Origin of the sequence: Nocardia vermiculata NBRC 100427 (genome assembly GCF_001613265.1) — a bacterium.
Lineage (GTDB): Bacteria > Actinomycetota > Actinomycetes > Mycobacteriales > Mycobacteriaceae > Nocardia > Nocardia vermiculata.
In genome coordinates this window covers 65,633-85,868 of the sequence record NZ_BDCA01000025.1, presented here as the reverse complement: position 1 = coordinate 85,868, position 20,236 = coordinate 65,633, and the positions used below count along the sequence as shown (strand labels likewise).

The window sequence follows — 20,236 nt, the reverse complement described above, 5'->3', positions numbered from 1 at the left end:
CGGCCCCCGGGGGAGCTGCGTCCTCGCCGCCCGTCCGGCGGCAGATCCGCTCCGGTGCAGCCCGAGCCGAACTAGCCTGGGCGGGTGAATACAGCGAATACCGATGCCGTGGCCGCCGCCTATGACGAAGTAGCCGAGCTGTATACCGATATGTTCCGCAACGCGATGGACGATCTGCACTGGGACCGTGCGATGCTCGCCGTATTCGCGGAACTGCTGACCAGGGATGGTCCGGACGGTCCGGTCGCGGACCTCGGCTGCGGTCCCGGGCGGGTCACCGGTCATCTGGACAGTCTGGGCTTGAACGTATTCGGGATCGACGCCTCGGCCGAGATGATCCGCATGGCCGAGCAGGTCCATCCGCAGCTCCGGTTCGACCGGGCGCCCATGGAGCAGCTGACCGTTGCGGACGGCGAGCTGGCGGCAATCGTGGCCTGGTACAGCATCATTCATATGCCGCCGGAGCAGCTGCCGGATGTTTTCGCCGAATTCGCCCGCGCGGTTCGCCCGGAGGGACTGCTGCTGTTGGGTTTCCAGGCAGCCGACGAGGGTTTCGATTTGCAGCCCTACGACCACAAGGTCGCCCCGGTGACCCGGTGGTCACCGAGCCGCCTCATGGAGCTGCTGCGCCCGCACGGCTTCGCACCGATCACGCGGATGGTGCGCGAGCCGGCCGCGGACGAGCGGTGCCGGCACGGCTATCTGCTGGCGCGCCGGGTGTAGATACACGACGAACGAGCACATCGACCCGCAATCGTGGTATTCAGGGCTGATGCGCGACTTCTACGATGTCGTCATCGTCGGCGGCGGTCACAACGGGTTGGTGGCGGCCGCCTATCTGGCCCGCGCCGGGTTGTCGGTACAGGTGCTGGAGCGACAGCACCATACCGGCGGTGCGGCCGTCTCCGAACGGATATTTCCGGGGTTCGAGGCCCGCGTATCGCGCTACTCGTACCTGGTGAGTCTGCTGCCGGACCAGATCGTCCGGGATCTGGAGCTGCGCTTCCGGACGCTGCCGCGGCGCATCTCGTCCTACACCCCCGTGGGCGATACCGGATTGCTGATCGATACCGCCGATGCCGCACGGACCGGTGCGAGCTTCCGGGAGGTGACCGGATCGGATTCCGATCATGCTGCCTGGCAACAGTTCTACGAGCTGACCGGACGAGCCGCAGCACGCATCTTCCCCACCATGCTCGAACCGCTACCGTCTCGCGCGCAGCTGCAACGAATCCTCGGCGATTCCGATGCGTGGGAGGTGCTGTTCGAACGTCCCCTCGGGGAAACCATCGAGGCGCGCTTCGCCGACGACACCGTGCGCGGGATAGTCCTGACCGATGCCCTGATCGGCACCTTCACCCACGCACACGATCCGGAACTGCGGCAGAATCGCTGCTTCCTCTACCACGTGATCGGCGGTGGATCGGGGGAGTGGAACGTGCCGGTCGGGGGGATGGGAGCGCTGACCGATGCGCTCGCCGACAGCGCACGTGGCGCCGGCGCCCGGTTGCGCACCGGCTGCACGGTGACGGCGATCGACACCGACGGGCACACCGCACAGGTTCGTTTCGATATCGAGGATGCCGCGGCCGTGGTGGACGCCCGCCATGTCCTCGTGAACGCCGCGCCGTCGACACTGGCGCGACTGCTCGGTGCACCGGCGCCCCCGATGCCCGAGGGCAGCCAGCTCAAGGTGAATATGCTGTTGAACCGGCTGCCGCAGCTGCGTTCCGGACTCGATCCGGCCGCGGCGTTCTCCGGGACCTTCCACATCGCCGAAGGCTACGGGCAACTGGAGCGGGCCTATCGCGAAGCCGACAGCGGCCGGCTGCCCACCGCCCCGCCCTCGGAAATCTACTGCCACACCCTGACCGACCCGTCGATTCTCGGCGCGGCCGCAGACACCGGACTGCACACCCTCACGCTGTTCGGCCTGCACACTCCCGCACGGCTTTTCGACAGCTCCACAGCACGTGCGCAGCTCCTCGAGTCCACGCTGAACCAACTCGACGCCGTGCTGGCCGAACCGATCCGGAACTGCTTGGCCCACGATGAACACGGCAGTCCGTGTCTGGAAGCGAAAACCCCGGTCGAGCTCGAATCCGAGCTGGGGCTGCCGCGCGGCCATATCTTCCACCGGGACTTGACGTTCCCGTACCGGTCACCCGAGGACGACGGTCCCGCCGGACGCTGGGGCGTGGGTACCGCACACCCCAATATTCTGCTGTGCGGCGCCGGCGCCGTGCGTGCCGGCGGCGTGAGCGGTATCGGTGGTCACAATGCGGCGATGGCGGTACTCGAGTCGGTCGACCGCTGACCACGCACTCGGCGCCGACCGGGCGACACAATAGGATCGATTGTGTTGAACCGGGAGGGAGCTCATATGTTGTCCGAGGCACCGCTGCCGCGGTGGTTCACCGATCTGCTCGCACACCGCCGCTGGGTCCGGCGAACTCGTCCCTTTCCGCACGTCTACGTACGAGACGTGTTCGTCGAGGAGTTCCATCAGCGGCTCGTCGCGGAATTCGAGCGGGTGCGTACCGCGCAACCCGCGGTGCTCACACCCGTCGCGGACGGCTACAGCGCGTCCGGGGTGGCCTTGACCAAGGTCCGCAACGGACCGTTGGAGGTATTCCTGTCGCGGGCCTGGCACGACCTGATCGAACGAGTTGCGGGCGTCCCGGGAACCGGCGACGTGGAGGGGTCGCTCCATCACCACGAGGCCGGAAGTCCACGCGGCTGGCCACATCACGATCTGACCCCCGCGTACTTCCCGGCTCCGGCGCCGGCCCCGGGCACGGTGGGGTTGCCCGGCGCCGGTATCGATCTGAAGACCGGCGCTCGCAGTGCCGGAACCCCGGCCCGCGAGCTGGTTCGCGCGGTCGCGGTGCTGTACTACCTGGCCAACGACGAGTGGAAGGCCGGCGACGGCGGTGAAACCGGCCTGTTCGCCGATCTCGCTGCCACCACACCGGTACCGGCGGTGACGGTGCCACCGCTGAACAACTCGATGATCGTGTTCGAATGCACGCCGCGCTCCTGGCACACCTTCCTGGGCAACAACACCGCCGCTCGCAACTGTGTGGTGATGTGGCTGCACCGGCCGAAGCAGGAGGCGGTACAGCGTTGGGGAGGAGACCGCATTGTCCACTGGTGAGACCGGCGCGCCGCGGCGCGTCTGCCTACTGACCGGCGCCGGCGGACGGCTCGGCGACGCCTTCTGCCGCGCGTACTACACCAACTACGACATCGTGGCGGTGTGCCGCAACCGGGTTCCGGCAGTGCCGTCGCAGGAGGAGTGGTTCATCGATCCGCTGGAGCCGTGGACCCCGGTTCCGGAGAACGACTCCCGCATCTTCGTCATCCGCGCCGATCTGAGCCGGCCGGAGGAGGTGGAGCGGGTGGTGGAGCTGACGCTGGCCAAGTACGGGTCGGTGGACCTGTTGGTCAACAATGCCGCCGCACTGGATCTGCATCCGAACGGACTCGTGGACGGCGACCGAGCGCTCGACGCGCTGGCGCCGCAGCTCGCGCTGAATGTAGAGGTACCGCTGCGGCTGGCCACCCGGCTCGCGCAGCGCAGCTGGCTGCATGCCGGTACGGAGAACCGGCTGCGTAACCGCAATATCGTCAATATATCGAGCCTGTCCGGCTCGCGGGTCTACCCCGGCGGGCAAGCGATCTACGCGGCATCGAAGGCCGCGCTGGACCATCTGACCAGGCATATCGCGAACGAGTTCGCCGAATTCGGGGTGCGGGCCAATGCCGTCGCTCCTGACTCCTTCCCTGCCCGGGTGCCGACCGAACTGGTGGCGGCCGCGATCGCCGAACTCGATACCGGCACCATGACCGGCGGCGTATTCGGCATCGGCGATACCGAACCGGTCGGTCTTCCCGACCAGCCGGCGGCGCTGTCCGGTTCGTAGTCGGCGACTCGCGCTCGACGCCCCGGCAGTGGCTCGGCCCTGAGCTCATGCCTGCTACCTGGGGAAACCCTCGGAACGGCGTGTTGCCGGTCGGCGTCCGAACCGGCTCCTGCATACTCACACCCGAGCCGAACCAGGGACCGAAGCAGCTCCCTCGATCCGAAAGTTCCGATAGACATGCGAGTAGACGGGCGGGAGATTCCCGTCTCCGGCAGTCTGCTGCAGCCGCGGGTCCGGCGGACCAGCGATATCATTCGCGTGGTGCTGTCCGCGCTGCTCGTGGCGCTGGTAGTAGCGGGATCGCTGATCACCCGCTCCCGCTGGGAGGCGCTGGAGCGATCGGCCTCCGATATCGTCGGCTTCCTCACCCCCGAACAGTCGAATCTGGTCTACCTGATCTACGGCATCGCAATCCTGGCCCTGCCGTTCGCGATCCTGGTACGCCTGATCTTCCGCTGGCAATGGAAACTGCTGGGTGGCTACCTCGCCGCCGGCCTGATCGCGGTACTACTGCTCTCGATCACCGAGACCGGGATTTCGGCACCACGCTGGCATCTGACCGTCCCCGGCCAGCTCGAGACGTTCCTGTCGCAATTCCTCGACGATCCGCGCTGGATCGGCATGCTCGCCGCCGGGCTGACCGTGGCCGGGCCGTGGCTGCAGGTCGCCTGGCGCCGCTGGTGGTGGGCGTTGCTCGGCGCGTTCGTCCCGCTGCATCTTTTCGTCAGCCTGGTGGTGCCCTCGCGGGCCATGCTCGGACTGGCGGTGGGCTGGCTGGTGGGTGCGGTGATCGTGCTCGTAGTCGGCACCCCCGCGCTGGAGGTGCCCCTGGATGCGGCCGTGCGCGTGCTGGCGGGCCGCGGATACACGGTCACCGGCTTCACCGTGCTGCGCCCGGGCGGTCCGGGACCACTGTTGCTGACCGCCGACACCGGACCGCACCGGCAACTGGTGGTAGAGCTGTACGGGCAGAATCAACGCAGTTCGGGTGCGTTGCGCCAGCTCCGGCGCTGGCTCGCCTTTCGCAGTAGTGAACGCACGCCGGCCTTCGCATCGATGCGGCGTGCGGTCGAACATCGGGCGCTGATGGGGATCGCGATCAGCGATCTGGGCCTGGCGAGCAACAAACCGCTGACCGTCGCCGAGCTGAGCCGCGGGTGGATGCTCTACGCGCACACCGCGCCACGGGGCAGGCCGCTGGCGGCCACCGACAGCGAAGTGGTGCTGGCCAATGTGTGGCGGTCGCTGCAGAGCATGCACCGCTCCCAGATCTCGCACGGCGATCTGCGGGCCGGGGAGATCCGCATCGCCGACGGCCGGGTGCTGTTCGGCGGTTTCATGTCCGCGGAATTCGGCGCCTACGATTCGCGCTTCTCCTCCGATATCGCACAGCTGCTGCTCACCGCGAGCGCCCTGTTCGGCCCCGAACCGGCGGTCCGCACCGCGATACAAGCCCTCGGCGCGGAGTCCGTGGTCGACGCCTCTCGGCGGATCACCAAGACCGGCCTGGGCAACCACATCCGGAAATCGGTTCCCGATTCCGGGAATCTGATGAAGGCGCTGCGCGAACAGGTACTCGAGCAGACCGACGAGGAACGCATCGAGAAGGCGCGCATCACCCGGTACTCGCGCAACCAGATCATCCAGCTGGTGCTGCTGATCGGCCTGGTCTACGTGGCGTATCCGTACATCAGCCAGGTGCCGACCTTCTTCACCGAGCTGCGCACTGCCAACTGGTGGTGGGCACTGCTGGGCCTGGCGATCTCGGCGTCCACCTATCTGGGTGCCGCGATGGCGCTGTGGGGATGCGCCGGGGAGTCGATCAATTTCCGCAATATGCTCGGGATGCAGGTGGCCAACACCTTCGCCGCGACCACCACACCCGCCGGGGTGGGTGGGCTCGCGTTGAGCGTGCGGTTCCTGCAGAAGAGCGGGCTGGGCACGGTCAAGGCGACCGCCGCGGTGGCGCTGCAGCAGGCAGTGCAGGTGATCACCCATGTGGTGCTGTTGATCTTCTTCAGTGTGGCGGCCGGGGTCTCGGCCAATCTCTCCCATTTCGTGCCCAGCGCGACCGTGCTGTATCTGCTCGCCGGTGGACTGCTCGGTGCGATCGGCGTGGCCATGTTCGTGCCGACGGTGCGGCGCTGGCTGCGCAACGAGGTCCGTCCACAGCTGGCCGAGGTGGTCTCGGAGCTGCGCACCCTGGCGCATCAACCGACGCGGCTGCTGATGATCGTCGGCGGCTGTGCGGCAACCACCCTCGGCGCGGCCGGGGCACTGTGGGCCGGCATCGAGGCGTTCGGCGGCACGGCCACATTCGTGACGGTCACCGTGGTGACCATGATCGGCGGGACGCTCGCCTCGGCCGCACCCACCCCCGGCGGGGTCGGTGCCGTGGAGGCCGCGCTGATCGGTGGTCTGGCGGCTTTCGGCGTGCCGGCCGGAATCGGTGTTCCCGCGGTGCTGTTGTACCGCGTCCTCACCTGCTGGCTACCGGTGTTCTGTGGCTGGCCGCTGATGCAGTGGCTCACCAAACGCGATCTGATCTGAGGGCACGGGTCCGGATACGGCAATGGGCCGCCGGGCGACGCCCCGCACAGCCCATTGCACGACCCCTCGGCAGGCGATGCCTGCACCCGGCCGGACTCAGCCTGCGTAGTCCTTACGCAGTTGCACCTTCACGACCTTGCCGCTGGCGTTACGGGGCAGCTCCGCAACGATCACCAGCTCCTTCGGATGCTTGTAGCGCGCGAGATTGTCGTTGAGGAATGTGCCCAGCTCCTCCAGGGTGAGTGTTTCGCCTTCGAGCAGCGCGACGACGGCCACCGGCACCTCGCCCCACTTCTCGTGGTTGCGGCCGACCACGGCGGCCTCGTGAATCTTCGGATGCGCGAACAGCACGTTCTCCACTTCGGCACAGTAGATGTTCTCGCCACCGGAGATGATCATGTCCTTCTTGCGATCCACGACCCAGACGAAACCCTCCTCGTCCTGGCGGACCAGATCACCGGAGTGGAACCAGCCGCCGGCGAATGCTTCCGCGGTGGCTTCGGGCTTGTTCCAGTAGCCGGCCATCATGGTGGGGCCGCGGTAGATGATCTCGCCGATCTCACCCGGCGCCACATCGTTCATCTCGTCGTCGACGACGCGGGTCTGGATGGTCGGAATCGGCTTACCGACCGAGCCGAGTTTGCGCAGCGCGTCCCGGCCCTCCAGGACACAGGTGATCGGCGACATCTCGGTCTGACCGAAGACGGCGACATTCTGTGCGTCCGGGAAACATTCGTCCATCGCCCGCAAGACCGTCTCCGAGGCCGGCGCGGCGCCCCAGCTCAGCACCTCGAGCGCCAGTTTGCGCTGCTTGACGGTCGGTTCCTCGCAGATCAGCTGCCACTGCGCCGGTACACAGAACGCGGTGGTGGCCTGTTCGGCCTCGATGGCATCGAGGAATTCGGTGGCGTCGAAAGCGCCCAGGGGATGCAGCACGGTCTTCGAGCCGAGCAGGAATGCCGGCGCCAGGCTGCCCAAGCCGGCGATGTGGAACAGCGGGGAGGTGCAGAAGCCGATGCTGTCGGGAGTGGAGTTCATCGCCCGAATGCAGGTCAGCGCCTGGGAATTGAGATTCGCGTACGACAGGACCGCCCCTTTCGGGCTCCCCGTGGTGCCCGAGGTGTACATGATCAGCGACGGCGTGTCCTCCGGAATATCCAGCGGTACATGCGCTTCCCCCTCCTCCGCGAGGAAGTCGTCGTAACCGATCACACCCTCACCGGTGGTGCCGTTGATCACGACACAGGTCTGCAGCTGTTCACTCTGCGCCATCACACCGGTGGCCAGCGGCTGCAGCAGCGAATCGGTGACGACCGCGGAGGCGCCGGAATCGGCCACGATGTAGGCGACTTCGGGCGGCGTGAGCCGGAAGTTGATCGGCACCGCGATCGCGCCGAGGGCATTGATCCCGAAGACGGCCTCGAGATATTCGGTGTAGTTGAGCGCCAGGATCAGCACGCGGTCGCCGAATCCGACACCGCGACGGGCCAGACCGTCGGCAAATTTCAGCGACCGCTCGTGCAGCTGCTTCCAGGTGGTGTCCTGACCGCGGAATCGGATCGCCACCGCATCCGGACGTGTCTGCGCGTGCGTGGCGATCTGGTTGTTCCAGTGATTGCGACGCGACCGGATCGGCTCGTCGGTCTGGACACCGGTGGTCATGCAGGAACTCCTCTCGACCCGTCGTAACTCGCCCGCCGAACTGCCCGGCGGCGGCGACGGCTGCCAACTGCGAGAATAGCAACTAACTTTTTGCCGTGACAAGGGTTACACACGAGAATCACCGTTCACCAACCGGTCGACATTATTCCGACAAGAGAGCCCACTGCCAGGCAGTTTCTAGTGCATGTGCCTCTCGAAGCCGCTCCGGATACTTTCCGATACGAAGCAAACTCCCGCTCACATCCTGTTGTCTCGGGTGGTACCGGCATGTCACTATCGACCACAACCGGGCATGCCTGGCCCGCCCGCGGGCCCGGTCACCCGAGGAAGCGGGGGTCTGTCACCGCTACCGAGTCGTACCGCGGGCAGGAGGACAACAGATGTTGCGCACCAGATTCACCGAGACATTCGGGATCGAACATCCGATCGTGCAGGGTGGCATGATGCACGTCGGCCGGGCCCAGCTGGTGGCGGCCGTCGCCAACGCGGGTGGACTCGGCTTCATCACCGCGCTCACCCAGCCCACGCCCGATGATCTGCGGCGCGAGATCGAACGCACCCGCGAGCTCACCGACAAGCCGTTCGGTGTGAACGTGACGATCCTGCCCTCGATCAACCCGCCGCCGTACGAGGAGTACGCCCAGGCGATCATCGAGTCCGGCGTGAAGATCGTCGAGACCGCCGGCAGCAACCCGGAGCCCTTCCTGCCGCACTACAAGGCGGCGGGAATCAAGGTGCTGCACAAGTGCACCAGCGTCCGCCACGCCGTCAAGGCACAGAAGATCGGCGTCGACGGCGTCAGCATCGACGGCTTCGAATGCGCGGGACATCCCGGTGAGGACGACGTTCCGGGCCTGGTCCTGATCCCGGCGGCCACCAAGGTGCTCGACATCCCGGTCATCGCCTCCGGCGGCTTCGCCGACGCCCGCGGCCTGGTCGCCGCGCTGGCGCTGGGCGCGGACGGGGTCAACATGGGCACCCGCTTCCTGTGCACCCAGGAGTCGCAGATCCATCAGAAGGTGAAGGAGCAGATCGTCGCGCACACCGAGCGCGACACCCAGCTGATCTTCCGCACCATGAACAACACCGCCCGTGTGGCGAACAACGAGATCAGCCGCAAGGTCGTCGAGATCGAGGCCGCCGGTGGCGTTTTCGAGGACGTCAAGGATCTGGTCGCCGGTGCGCGCGGGCGACGGGTCTTCGACGAGGGCGATCTGGACGCCGGCATCTGGTCGGCCGGACAGGTTCAGGGGCTGATCGACGACATCCCCAGCTGCGGCGAGCTGATCTCGCGCATCGTGAACGAGGCAGAGACACTGATCAATTCGCGGCTCGGCTCGATGGTCGCCTGATCCCCGAAATATGTCGACCCGCGGTCGTTGAAGAAGGTCCGCTGCCGGTCGCCTCTTCACCGAGCCTCCCGGACTCGGCATAATTGCCGGAGAACCCTGCCCCTCGTGCGGGCGGTGCCGACGCGGGGAGGACAGTTCGATGGTGCAGCGCAAGCGGATCGACACCATGGTGGAGGCGGCGGTGCACGCTGTCGCCGAACTGCTGGGCAGCGCACCGGACACCGTGTCGACCACCGTGCCCTTCTCCGATCTCGGCCTGTCGTCGGTGCAACTTGCCCGGCTCACCGCGGTGCTGGAAGATGCCCTGGGCGTGGATATCTCGCTGACCGAGCTCTACGACCACCCCGACATCGAACAGCTCGTCGACTATCTCGAGGTGCGATGACAGCGTCCGGAGACCGCACGCCACCGATCTCGATCATCGGCATCGGCTGCCGGGTGCCCGGCGCGAGCGGGCCCGATCGACTGTGGGAGCTACTGGTCGCGGGGAACGACGGCATCGGTGCCCCGCCGCCCGGCCGGGAGGGCACCGCACGCGGCGGCTATCTCCCCGCGGTGGCCGAGTTCGACAACGACTGGTTCTCGATCTCCGATCGTGAAGCGGCACTCATGGATCCGCAACAGCGGCTGGCCCTGGAAGTGGCCGTCGAGGCGATCGACGACGCCGGTATCGGCTACCGCCTGGGCGGTTCGAACACCGCGGTGTTGTTCGGCGCCTGCGGATTCGACCATGGCGCGGTCGTGCTGGGTGGTGGCGGGCAGGACGCACCCTACGCCGTCACCGGATCGGCACTGAGCATCATCGCCAACCGGGTGTCGTACTCCCTGGACCTGCACGGTCCCAGCGTGGTTCTCGACAGCGCCTGTTCCTCGTCGCTGGCCGCAGTGGATCTCGCGCTGCGGTTGCTGGCCGACGAATCCGTCCCGTTGGCCATCGTCGGTGGCGTGAATCTGGCGCTGCTGCCGCATACCTCGCGCTATCTCGACGACGGCGGCTTCCTCGCCCCGGACGGCAGATGCAAACCGTTCGACGCCGACGCCGACGGCTATGTCCGCGGTGACGGCGCCACCGTGCTGATCCTGCAGCGCACCGCCGACGCCCTGCGCGAAGGCAACCGGAGCTATGCCGAAATTCTCGGCGCCGCAGTAGGTTCGGACGGCCGTTCCAACGGCCTCTACGCCCCCAGCGGCCGAGCCCAGCAACAGGTGATCCGCACCGCCTGGCAACGCGCCGACCTGGATATCGGGTCTGCGGGCTACTTCGAATGCCACGGCACCGGCACACCCGTCGGCGACGCCGTCGAAATCGAGGCGCTCGCGGCGGTACTGGGCACCGGGTCCGGCGCGGTGAAACCGTACATCGGCTCGATCAAATCGAATATCGGCCATCTGGAAGCGGCAGCAGGGGTGACCGGCCTGACGAAGGTCGCATTGTCACTGCATCACGGAATGATCGCCCCCACCATCAATTTCCAGCGCGCCAACCCGATGCTGCGACTGGGCGAACGCGGGCTCCGGGTCCCGGCGGAACCGGTGGTGTGGGCGGACGAACCGGGCTCGAGTCGTACCGCGGGGATCAGTTCGTTCGGGTTCGGTGGCACCAATGCGCATGTGGTCGTGCGCTCCGCACCACCCGCACCTCGGGAGCATCGTCCACCGGTCCTGATCGGCTTGACCGGGCGGGACGAATCGGAACTACGCGACACCGCCGACCGGTGGGCGAGCGCGCTGACCGAGCGACAGCTGTCCCTGTCGGACCTGGCCGCCGCCGGACGGTGCCTGCCCCAGCCGGTGCGCGGCGCCGTGCTCGCACACGATCCGCAGCAGGCCGCCACCGCGCTGCGCGCCGTCGCCACGGGTGGACAACACCCCAGCCCCGCAGTACTCGGCGTCGGTACCCGCCGCCGGGGCCGGGTGTTGTTCCTGTTCTCCGGGCAGGGCGGGCAGCACGCGCGGATGGGCCGCGAACTGGCGGCGCGATATCCGGAATTCGCGCAGGCACTGGCCGAGGCCACCGATGCGGTCGCCGCCGCCGGGGGACCGCGGGTGTGGACACCACGGCACGGCTTCGCCGACGTCACGGCCACCGAATCGGTCCAGCCGGCCCTGTTCGTCCACCAGGTGGCTCTGGCCCGATTGCTGGCGGTGTGGGGTATCGAACCCGATGCGGTGGCCGGGCACAGCCTGGGTGAAATCGCCGCGGCCGTGGTCGCCGGGGCACTCACCCTCGACGACGCCGCCCGCCTGGTCACCGTACGGTCGCGCCTGCTGAGCCGGTTGGCCGGCCGGGGCACCATGGCACTGCTCGAGGCCACCCCGGAACAGGCCCGGCAGCTGGTCGAACCGCTGCGGGCCGAAGTGGCGGTGGCGGCGGTGAACGGGCCTCGCGCCGTGGTCGTCTCGGGCAGCACCCGCTATATGGACACCTTGATCCGCCGCGCCCGGCGACGCAAGTACTACGTGCGCCCGGTACCGGTCGACTTCGCCGGCCACAGTCCACAGGTCCGCGGGCTGGTCACCGAGTTCATTCAGGACCTGCGCCCGCTCACGGCGCGCACACCACGCCTGCCGGTGTTCTCCGCGACCCGTGCGGGCACCGTCATCGACAGTGACTCGATGAATACCGCCTACTGGGTCGACAACCTCTGCGACACCGTCGAATTGGATGCCGCGATGGAGTCCGCACTGGCACGGGGATACACCGCGGTGGTGGAGATCTCACCGCATCCGGTGCTCGCGCCCGCGGTCCGCGAGCACGCGCAACTGGCCGATGCGGTCTTTCCCGCCGGCGATCGCACCGGGGAAGCCGAGGCACTGCTTCGCCTGGTGGGCGAGATGTATGTTCGCGGGCGCCGGGTCGACTGGTCGGCACAGGGCCCCATGACTCGGCGTGTTCACGAACGTCGGTGGCGCAAAAGGTCTTTTCCACTGCTCACCAGGACGGCCGCCGAGCCTGCCGTCGAGAATCTCGACGATCACGTCGTGGCCGGCGTTCCCACGGTCCCGGCCGTGTACTGGGTGCGCCGACTCCTGGCCGCGGCATCCGGTCCGGTCCGGCTGACCGATTTCGAGGTGCACGAACGCACCGATATCTCCGACCTGCCGTCGATCGGCTTGCACATCGGGGCCGAGCTGCGCGTGGTGCTGGGACCGCTCACCGTCGCAACCGCGCGTACCGCTCCAGCCGCCACCCCCGCCGAAATCCTCGCCTGGATGCGCCAGGTCGACGACCATCGCGCCCGCAACACGGCAACCGAAACCGTCGAACCGGGCACGTTCTATGCGGGCATGCGTGCGCGCGGACTCGAATACGGTCCCGGCTTCCGCCCACTGACCCGGATTCGGGCCGGCGAGCATGCCGCCGTGGGCACCTTCGATTCCATCCCGGTCACCACCGGTGCACTCGACGGATGCTTACAGCTCGTCGCCGCCGCGGCCCGCGGGGTGCTGGAAGCGGACCGTCTTCCGCTACCGGTCGGGATCGGCTCGGTATGGATTTCCGACGCCCGCAGGCTCCTGCTCACCGAGGCGCATGCCTTCGTCCGGGAACACTCGCCCGACGAGTTGTGGTGCGATGTGATCGCGTTGGATCAGCACGATGCCCCGGCAGTGGCACTGCTGGGCATCCGCATCCGATGCGCCGATACCTCCTCCGGTTTCGGGCCGAGCTCGGCCGGCACCGTACCGGACCGGGACCGATCCGGGCCGCGAACGCGCCGTGCACCCGGCTACGACCCCACCGTCGCCACCGACGCCGGATGGGCGGCGTCGATGCTCCGCGAGGAACACTGGGCGCCCTCCGAACATGTGCCCGGGCCACGTTCTGCCGCGGCCACCCGCACCTTCGTGGTGGGGGAATCGGCACTGGCCACCGCGATCACTCGGGAGCTCGACCGCCATCTCCCGGCGCAGCGAGTGGCTCGCGAGCCCGGCGCGGCCGCCGCCGTGCTCGCGGCCGCCGGCACCGGAACCACCGACACCGCGATCGTGCTGGTGTGGCCCGATTCGGGTGCCGAGCTCTACTCCGGCACCGGCGCGGCGGCCACGCCCGGACTGACCATCCTGCAGCAGGTGGTGTCGGCACCGGCCACCACGTCGGTGACCGTGGTGCTGCGCGACCGGGATTCGGTGACGCAGTCCTCGGTGGCCGGCCTGGTCCGCACCCTGCAACTGGAGTCGGGGCGCCCTACCCGGCTGATCTGGTCCGATGGCACCGGGGCCGGGACGATCCGGGATCTGGTACTCGACCCCACCGGGCCCGGCGAGGTCCTGATCGAGAATTCCGTCCTGCACACTCGTCATTTCCGTCCGCTCGGCGGCGAACCGGCAACCATCCCGATCTCGGCGGAGGGCACCTACGTCGTCACCGGCGGGCTGGGCGCACTGGGTGCCGCCGCGGTGCGCTGGCTTCTCGACCGGGGTGCACACGATGTCGTGGTACTCACGCGCACGCCACGTTCGCTGCCCCCGCTGCTCGACGGCGCCGAAGACCGCGTCGTGGTGGTGCGCTGCGATGTCGCCGACCGTGCCGACCTCGCCAACGCACTGGGCGATATCCGCGCCTGCGGGTCCACCATACGCGGCCTGGTACACGCGGCCGGCGTGCTGCACGATGCCGAATTCGAGTCCGTCACACCGGAACTGCTCGCCGAACAGTTCGCGTCGAAGGTCGACGCCGCGCAGTCGCTGCTCGACTCGACGACCGCGGACCCCCTCGACTTCGCCCTGCTGTTCTCCTCGGCCACCGGCCTGTTCGGTGCCCCGGGACAGGCCGGCTACAGTGCCGCCAACGCCGCACTGGATGCCGTCGCTCGCGCTCATGGTGACCGTGTGGTGTGCAGCATCGCCTGGGGCAGCTGGGATTCCGGACTGGCACGCGCTGCCGGGGATGCGACGCATCTGCGCGCCGCCGGGGTGACACCGTTCGACGTCGCGCGCGGTATGGCCGTGCTGTCGGCGATCGCCGACCGGCCGCGTCCGGTCGTGCTCGCACTCGACTACACGCCCACCGACGACCCGTCGGCGGTCGCGCAGCGACTGCGAACATCACTGACGCCCGCATCACCGGACCGGCGGTCCGGCACTCCCGTCACAGCCCCCGAACCACCCGGGGCCGACCTGCACCGGATCATTCGGGCGACCGTGGCGAGCACTCTCGGCCGTCCCGCCGAATCCATCGACCCGGAGGCGGATTTCGCCGCATTGGAGTTGTCGTCACTGCTGGCCATCGATCTGCGCCGCCGCCTGGAGAGCCGCCTCGGAATCCGCATCGCAACCGCCGAACTGTTCGAAAACCCCTCGGTGGGCGCACTGACGGCAGCGCTGACCATACGGGTTGCCCCACAGGAGTAGCGATGACCGACAATCGCGCAGCGGGGCATCGATGCGACCGGGTGCGGGTGTCCCGCAAGACTCAGCAGCAGCGATGACCGACAATCGCATAGCGGGGCCATCGGTGCGACCGGGTGCAGGTGTCCCGCCGGAAACAGGAGCAGCGATGATGAATCCTCTGGCGGCCGCGGTTGCCGATCGTGCGGTGCTCGACCCGGACGCTGCGGCCTGCACCGCCCTGTCCTATCCGGCCGGCCGGTGCACCGCGGCGACACTGACCTACGCGGAACTGCACAGCGCCACCGGCGATCTCGCACAGGCGCTGCGGGAGCGCACCGCGCCCGGCGACCGGGTGGCGATCTTCTGTGAGCACGGCTTGGACTACGTCATCGCATTCCTTGCCTGTCTCTACAGTGCCCGCACTGCCGTACCACTGTTTCCGGTCTCGGCGCGGCGCAACAGCGAACGCCTGCGGGCTGTGCTGGACGATGCGCGGCCACGACTGGGCTTGGTCTCGGCCGGCGCGGACATCCCGGACGCGCAGTGGTTGTCGATGCTCGACTATCTTCCGGTCGACGTGCACGGCCGGTGCGAGAACGTGTTGCTCGACCGGACCGGCACCGCACCGGCATACCTGCAGTACACCTCGGGTTCGACCACATCGCCTGCCGGCGTGGACATCTCGCACGAGAATCTGGGTGCGGCGCTGGACCAGTTGCGCGGTGCGCTGACGGTGGCCACCCGCCGGCCGATGGTGAATTGGCTGCCCTATTTTCACGATATGGGGCTGGTCTTCGCGCTGTCGTTGCCGCTCTACACCGGCGTGCATTCGGTCACGTTGTCCGCAGCGGAGTTCGCGAAGCGGCCGATTCGATGGTTACGTGCTTGCAGCGACTACGGCGCGGGTATCACGGCCAGTCCGAATTTCGGTCTCACCCTCGCAGTGTCGGCAACCACCGCGACCGAACGCGACGATCTCGACCTGTCTGCACTCGAAGTATTGCTCAACGGTGCGGAACCGATTCGCCCGGCCACCCTGGCTGCGTTCACCGATGCCTTCGCCCCGCACGGTTTCGACCATCGCGCGCACACCCCGGGTTACGGTCTGGCAGAGGCGACCTTGCCGGTGACGATCTCCGCAGTGGACGCGGCACCGGTCGCCGTCGAATTCGATCGGGCGGCCTTGACCCGGGGCCGCGCGGCGGTCGCGCCGTCCCCATCCGACGGTAGTTGTCTGGTGGACTGCGGCCTGCCGGTCGGCCAGGCCGTCCGTATCGTCGATCCGGCACGGGACATACCACTCGAGGACGGCTCGGTCGGGGAGATATGGGTGCAGGGGCCCAACGTCGCCGGCGGATACTCGGGGCAGGACGAGCGCACCGCGGCCACTTTCGGCGCGCTCCTGGCCGGCACGCCGGGCACCTGGCTGCGGACCGGAGACCTCGGATTCGTGCACAACGGCGGGTTGTTCATCGCCGGACGGATGCACGACACGATCATCATCGACGGCCGCAATCACTTCCCGGCCGATATCGAGGCGACCGCAGCGAATTCGGCGGCGGAACTACGCACCGAGCACATCGCCGCATTCGGCACCGACTCGGGCGAGCGTGAGGAGGTGGTGATCGTCGCGGAAGTAGGCAGCACCACGGTCGACACCACCGCGGTCGCCCGTCGCGTCCGGGCCGCGATCGCCGACATCCACGGCATCACACCGCGAGTCCTCACGGTGTCGCGTGGCACCATCCCGAAGACCTCGAGCGGAAAGGTGCGGCGCGGCGAATGCCGCACGCACTACCACGCCGGATATTTCGACCCCGGCGGAGTGGGCTCCCGCCGGGGTCGGAATATCGGATGAGGTCGAACTCGAGGCTCAGGACGAGTCCCGGCCGAGTAGCCGGTCCGTCTCGCGCCGTTCACGTTTGGTAGGTCGCCCGGTACCTCGATCGCGCCGGGGCATGGCAGCGGCGATCTCCGGTGGGGGTGGCGCCGGGCTCTTGTCGATATAGCACTGAGTGGCGATCGAGGCACCCACGCGCTTCACGACCAAGCGGACGACGACGACGATTCGCTCGATTCCGGCATTGCGCACTCGTACCTCGTCACCAGGCTTGACCTGATGCGCAGGTTTGACGGCAGTGCCGTTCACGCGCACATGGCCTCCGCGACATGCGGTGGCCGCGGCGGACCGTGTCTTGAACAGCCGAACAGCCCAGACCCAGGAATCGACCCGAGCTGTTGCTGGTTGTGCCTGTTCCAGTTTCGCTCCTCACACTAGGCCCGGTCGGTCACCCGCCGGGCCGTGCTGTGAAGCGTGAACGACTCAGGCGACGCGGCGCGCGGTGACGACCGAATCGGGATCCAGATGCGCGTAGCTGACGGTCTCACCCGACTGCGGCGCCTGCAGAATCTTGCCATCTCCGGCGTACATGGCCACGTGGCCGCCGCCGTTCTGAATGACGAGGTCGCCGGGCATCAGTTCCTGGAAGGCTACCGGCTTGCCGACGTGCGACTGTTCGAAGCTGGTGCGCGGCAGTTCGACACCGGCCTGCTTGTAGGCCCACTGCACCAGACCGGAGCAGTCGAAGTTGGCCGGCCCGGATGCGCCCCAGACGTAGTCGGCACCGATCTTGCTGGAGGCCGCGTTGAGCGCGACATCACCGGCGGTGTCGTGGTGGGTGAACATTCCGGACATCGGGTTCTGCGCGGCACCGGGAAGGCCCGGCCCGGGCTGACCGGGTGCATTCAGCGACTGCTGGAAGCCCTCGATCTCCTGAGCGTGATCGGCGAGCGCCTGGTTCGCCTGGCTGACCTGCTGATCGAACTGCGGGCCGAGCGGCACGTCGATGTCGCCGAATCCCGGAACGTTGATGGTCGATGCCAACGCCGGAATCGCCGGCATCGCACCGGTTGTGGCCGCTACCGCGCCGCAGACCAGCGCGCCCTTGACGGAATTCGGCAGCCGAGATTCCCGTTGCAGACTGTGTTTACCCACCGAGCTAAGTCTCCTGTTTCTTCCTTTGCCCACGCGCCGACCGGGTTAGCTGACGGGTTCGGACCGGGAAGATCGGTCCTACCCCATCGACCTTGCGACCGAAGAGGATTCACCCCAGATACCTGGGTCCCCGGTTCAGCGACCGAGCTGCCCACTCGATTGCTGATTAGGCGGTGACCAAGCGGGCCACTCCCTATTGAAGCGACATACTCCGCGAAGTCACGAAGAGATTACGACGGCTGAGACGTGTTGTCCACCCCACGGCATGGCGAGCATTTCGGCGTGTCGCCGGACAGCCCGGAATAACCTCGATTACCGGCCCGCACATCGCGTCTGCCAGGGCAGATCACGGTTCGGTATCCGTGGTTCAGCCTTGTTATCGAAACGAATCCGCAGCCCGTTACATCGGCCGGAATCCAGCGGAACCGTGCGCGACGGCGGGGACCGAGGACCAACTAGTCCGATTCGCCGGTATCGAGCACCACTCGCTCCAGATTCGCGATCCGCCGATGAGCCTCGGTCAGTTCGACTTCCAGCCGGCCCAGCGCGATCACCAGCGGACCGACCGCAAGGTCGGCCACCAGCTGTGGGTCGTCGTACCCCTGGCCGATGGCCTGCAGGATTCCGTCTCGGATCTGCACCGCGACGGTCGCCTCGGCAGGTAACTCCCAGGCTCCGACCACCTCGGCCACGGTGGGATTCATCGAATCCCCGGAATCACGATCTCCCGAACCGGCGGACATAACCCTCCTACGGACATTTCAGACCCGGAACCTCATCAGCGTAGGTCGCGTGCGCCACCAGGTCGATATCGTTCCATTCGGTTGGATAGGCCTGTCTAGGACATCTCGTATATATCCCCAGATTTCGCAGACAACGGGCTACGGTGTGAGGGCATGGACCCCGTGCGTAATCCGTATGCCCCGGGCGCGGGGCAGCGCCCACCCGAACTCGCCGGGCGCGACAAGCAGCTCGACGCCTTCGATATCGTGCTCGAACGCATTTCCCGGGGCCGCCCCGAACGCAGTGTGATGCTCACCGGGCTGCGCGGCGTCGGAAAGACGGTGCTGCTCAATCAGCTTCGTTCCACCGCACGCACCCGGGGCTGGGGTACCGGCAAGCTGGAGGCCCGCCCCGATCAAGAGCTGCGCCGGCCGCTGGCCTCGGCGCTGCACATGGCTGTACGCCAGATCGCCGTGGCACACCGCAATCCGGAGATGGTCGACGATTTCCTGGGGATTCTCAAGGCCTTCGCGCTACGCGCTACCGCCGACAAGGGGATGCGTGATCGATGGCAGCCCGGCATCGACGTGCCCGCACTGACCGGTCGCGCGGATTCGGGCGATATCGAGATCGATCTGGTGGAGCTGTTGCTGGAGGCCGGGCAGCTGGCCGGCGACATCGGGATCGGCATCGCCGTATTCATCGACGAAATGCAGGATCTGGGCCCGGCCGATGTCTCGGCCATCTGCGGCGCCTGCCACGAATTGAGCCAGGAGACATTGCCTCTGATCGTGGTCGGAGCCGGTCTGCCCCACCTGCCTGCCGTACTCTCGGCCTCCAAAAGTTACTCGGAGCGACTGTTCAGCTATCACCGCATCGACCGGTTGGATCGCGATGCCGCGGACCACGCGCTGCTCGCACCGGCCGAACGCGAAGGAGTGGAGTTCACCGAGGAAGCCCTGAAAGCGTTGTACGACAAGGCAGATGGTTACCCCTATTTCGTCCAGGCCTACGGCAAGGCGACCTGGGACGTCGCGGCGGGGAGCCCGATCGTGCCCGAGGATGTCGAACTGGCGGCACCGGCGGCCGAGGATGAGCTGGCAGTCGGATTCTTCGGGTCTCGCTACGAACGAGCTACGCCCGCCGAGCGGGAGTACATGCGCGCAATGGCAGACCTGGCCGGTGACGACGGACCGGTCCCCACCGCCTCGGTCGCCAAGGAACTGGGCCGCAAGCCGGCCTCGCTCTCACCGGCGCGGGACGGCCTGATCAAGAAGGGGCTGATCTACTCCGCCGAACGCGGCACGATCGGATTCACCGTGCCGCACTTCGGCCGGTATCTACGGAGCGTGCAGTAGGGCTTCGACACCGAAGTACCGCCGGAGCCCCCACGGTCTCGACAGAAATCTAGCGGTATCTAGCACCAGCACTCGATGCATCCAGATTTCTCGATCGAAGCGATGCACACAGCCCCGACGAGCGGATCACCGCAGGCCCGCGAGCTACAGCAGGCGCCGAGATGCCGACGCCAACGGCGTATCTCTTCGATGGATGCCTGACGATCGGAATTTCTATCTATATCTAGACCAATTGCTAGAACTTTGTATAAATCCGATACTCCACGCGACCACACTCCCGGCCGGGCCCCTCCGCAGCCGGTCCCCGCCCGTCCCGGTTCGCTCACGCCACCACCTCGG

At 67.4% G+C, this 20,236-nt stretch carries 14 protein-coding genes and 1 riboswitch; of the genes, 10 read left to right on the top strand and 4 right to left on the bottom strand.

Going from position 1 to position 20,236, the window contains the following annotated elements; genetic code table 11:
* Positions 1-84: 84 nt before the first annotated feature.
* The 5 genes from NV2_RS23290 (at position 85) to NV2_RS23270 (ending at position 6,476) form a co-directional block, all read left to right on the top strand.
* A complete protein-coding gene (locus tag NV2_RS23290) occupies positions 85-723 on the top strand; it encodes a class I SAM-dependent DNA methyltransferase (protein ID WP_067878333.1) in 639 nt (212 codons plus the stop codon).
* 49 nt (positions 724-772) lie between these two features.
* Positions 773-2,317 (top strand): phytoene desaturase family protein, encoded by a 1,545-nt coding sequence (locus NV2_RS23285; RefSeq protein WP_067878330.1) that lies wholly within the window; start codon positions 773-775, stop codon positions 2,315-2,317.
* Positions 2,318-2,383: 66 nt separating this feature from the next.
* Complete coding sequence (locus tag NV2_RS23280; RefSeq protein ID WP_067878327.1) at positions 2,384-3,157, top strand: 2OG-Fe(II) oxygenase; 774 nt, start codon at positions 2,384-2,386, stop codon at positions 3,155-3,157.
* Positions 3,144-3,926 (top strand): SDR family NAD(P)-dependent oxidoreductase, encoded by a 783-nt coding sequence (locus tag NV2_RS23275; RefSeq protein WP_067878324.1) that lies wholly within the window; start codon positions 3,144-3,146, stop codon positions 3,924-3,926. Before NV2_RS23280 ends, NV2_RS23275 begins: the two co-directional genes overlap by 14 nt.
* Positions 3,927-4,103: 177 nt before the next feature.
* Positions 4,104-6,476, top strand: coding sequence for a lysylphosphatidylglycerol synthase transmembrane domain-containing protein (locus NV2_RS23270; protein ID WP_067878322.1), 2,373 nt, complete (start codon positions 4,104-4,106; stop codon positions 6,474-6,476).
* Between the two features lie 96 nt (positions 6,477-6,572).
* Here the strand turns inward: NV2_RS23270 and fadD5 are convergent, their stop codons facing one another.
* Positions 6,573-8,138 (bottom strand): fatty-acid--CoA ligase FadD5, encoded by a 1,566-nt coding sequence (fadD5, locus tag NV2_RS23265; protein WP_067878319.1) that lies wholly within the window; start codon positions 8,136-8,138, stop codon positions 6,573-6,575.
* A gap of 380 nt (positions 8,139-8,518) precedes the next feature.
* On the opposite strand from fadD5, the gene NV2_RS23260 reads away from it, so the two are divergent.
* The 4 genes from NV2_RS23260 (at position 8,519) to NV2_RS23245 (ending at position 16,679) form a co-directional block, all read left to right on the top strand.
* Positions 8,519-9,490 (top strand): NAD(P)H-dependent flavin oxidoreductase, encoded by a 972-nt coding sequence (locus NV2_RS23260; protein ID WP_174550625.1) that lies wholly within the window; start codon positions 8,519-8,521, stop codon positions 9,488-9,490.
* Between the two features lie 139 nt (positions 9,491-9,629).
* Positions 9,630-9,875: an acyl carrier protein gene (locus NV2_RS23255; protein ID WP_067878317.1), complete on the top strand. Its 246-nt coding sequence runs from the start codon at positions 9,630-9,632 to the stop codon at positions 9,873-9,875.
* Positions 9,872-14,842, top strand: coding sequence for a type I polyketide synthase (locus NV2_RS23250; protein WP_067878314.1), 4,971 nt, complete (start codon positions 9,872-9,874; stop codon positions 14,840-14,842). The genes NV2_RS23255 and NV2_RS23250 overlap by 4 nt, the downstream gene beginning before the upstream one ends.
* 145 nt (positions 14,843-14,987) lie before the next feature.
* On the top strand, positions 14,988-16,679 hold the full coding sequence (locus NV2_RS23245) for a fatty acyl-AMP ligase (protein WP_067878312.1): 1,692 nt from the start codon (positions 14,988-14,990) through the stop codon (positions 16,677-16,679).
* 15 nt (positions 16,680-16,694) lie between these two features.
* Here NV2_RS23245 and NV2_RS23240 read toward each other — a convergent pair whose 3' ends face one another.
* The 3 genes from NV2_RS23240 to NV2_RS23230 all read right to left on the bottom strand — a co-directional run bounded on the left by NV2_RS23240 (position 16,695) and on the right by NV2_RS23230 (position 18,559).
* On the bottom strand, positions 16,695-17,081 hold the full coding sequence (locus tag NV2_RS23240) for an RNA-binding S4 domain-containing protein (RefSeq protein WP_067878309.1): 387 nt from the start codon (positions 17,079-17,081) through the stop codon (positions 16,695-16,697).
* Positions 17,082-17,144: 63 nt separating this feature from the next.
* Positions 17,145-17,816, bottom strand: a complete 672-nt coding sequence (locus NV2_RS23235) for a C40 family peptidase (RefSeq protein ID WP_245662746.1) — start codon at positions 17,814-17,816, stop codon at positions 17,145-17,147.
* 18 nt (positions 17,817-17,834) lie between these two features.
* Positions 17,835-17,999: riboswitch (cyclic di-AMP (ydaO/yuaA leader) on the bottom strand.
* Between the two features lie 272 nt (positions 18,000-18,271).
* Positions 18,272-18,559 (bottom strand): hypothetical protein, encoded by a 288-nt coding sequence (locus tag NV2_RS23230; RefSeq protein WP_067878303.1) that lies wholly within the window; start codon positions 18,557-18,559, stop codon positions 18,272-18,274.
* A 153-nt stretch (positions 18,560-18,712) separates the two neighbouring features.
* Between NV2_RS23230 and NV2_RS23225 the strand changes: the two genes are divergently transcribed.
* Complete coding sequence (locus tag NV2_RS23225; RefSeq protein ID WP_067878302.1) at positions 18,713-19,897, top strand: ATP-binding protein; 1,185 nt, start codon at positions 18,713-18,715, stop codon at positions 19,895-19,897.
* The last annotated feature ends 339 nt before the right edge of the window (positions 19,898-20,236 follow it).

What these genes read in the sequence shown, in the direction of transcription:
- NV2_RS23285 (WP_067878330.1), top strand. Translation starts at nt 773, where the DNA reads ATGCGCGACTTCTACGATGTCGTCATCGTCGGCGGCGGTCACAACGGG.
- NV2_RS23280 (WP_067878327.1), top strand. Translation starts at nt 2,384, where the DNA reads ATGTTGTCCGAGGCACCGCTGCCGCGGTGGTTCACCGATCTGCTCGCA.
- NV2_RS23270 (WP_067878322.1), top strand. Translation starts at nt 4,104, where the DNA reads ATGCGAGTAGACGGGCGGGAGATTCCCGTCTCCGGCAGTCTGCTGCAG.
- fadD5 (WP_067878319.1), bottom strand. Translation starts at nt 8,138, where the DNA reads ATGACCACCGGTGTCCAGACCGACGAGCCGATCCGGTCGCGTCGCAAT.
- NV2_RS23260 (WP_174550625.1), top strand. Translation starts at nt 8,519, where the DNA reads ATGTTGCGCACCAGATTCACCGAGACATTCGGGATCGAACATCCGATC.
- NV2_RS23255 (WP_067878317.1), top strand. Translation starts at nt 9,630, where the DNA reads ATGGTGCAGCGCAAGCGGATCGACACCATGGTGGAGGCGGCGGTGCAC.
- NV2_RS23250 (WP_067878314.1), top strand. Translation starts at nt 9,872, where the DNA reads ATGACAGCGTCCGGAGACCGCACGCCACCGATCTCGATCATCGGCATC.
- NV2_RS23245 (WP_067878312.1), top strand. Translation starts at nt 14,988, where the DNA reads ATGATGAATCCTCTGGCGGCCGCGGTTGCCGATCGTGCGGTGCTCGAC.
- NV2_RS23230 (WP_067878303.1), bottom strand. Translation starts at nt 18,559, where the DNA reads ATGTCCGCCGGTTCGGGAGATCGTGATTCCGGGGATTCGATGAATCCC.
- NV2_RS23225 (WP_067878302.1), top strand. Translation starts at nt 18,713, where the DNA reads ATGGACCCCGTGCGTAATCCGTATGCCCCGGGCGCGGGGCAGCGCCCA.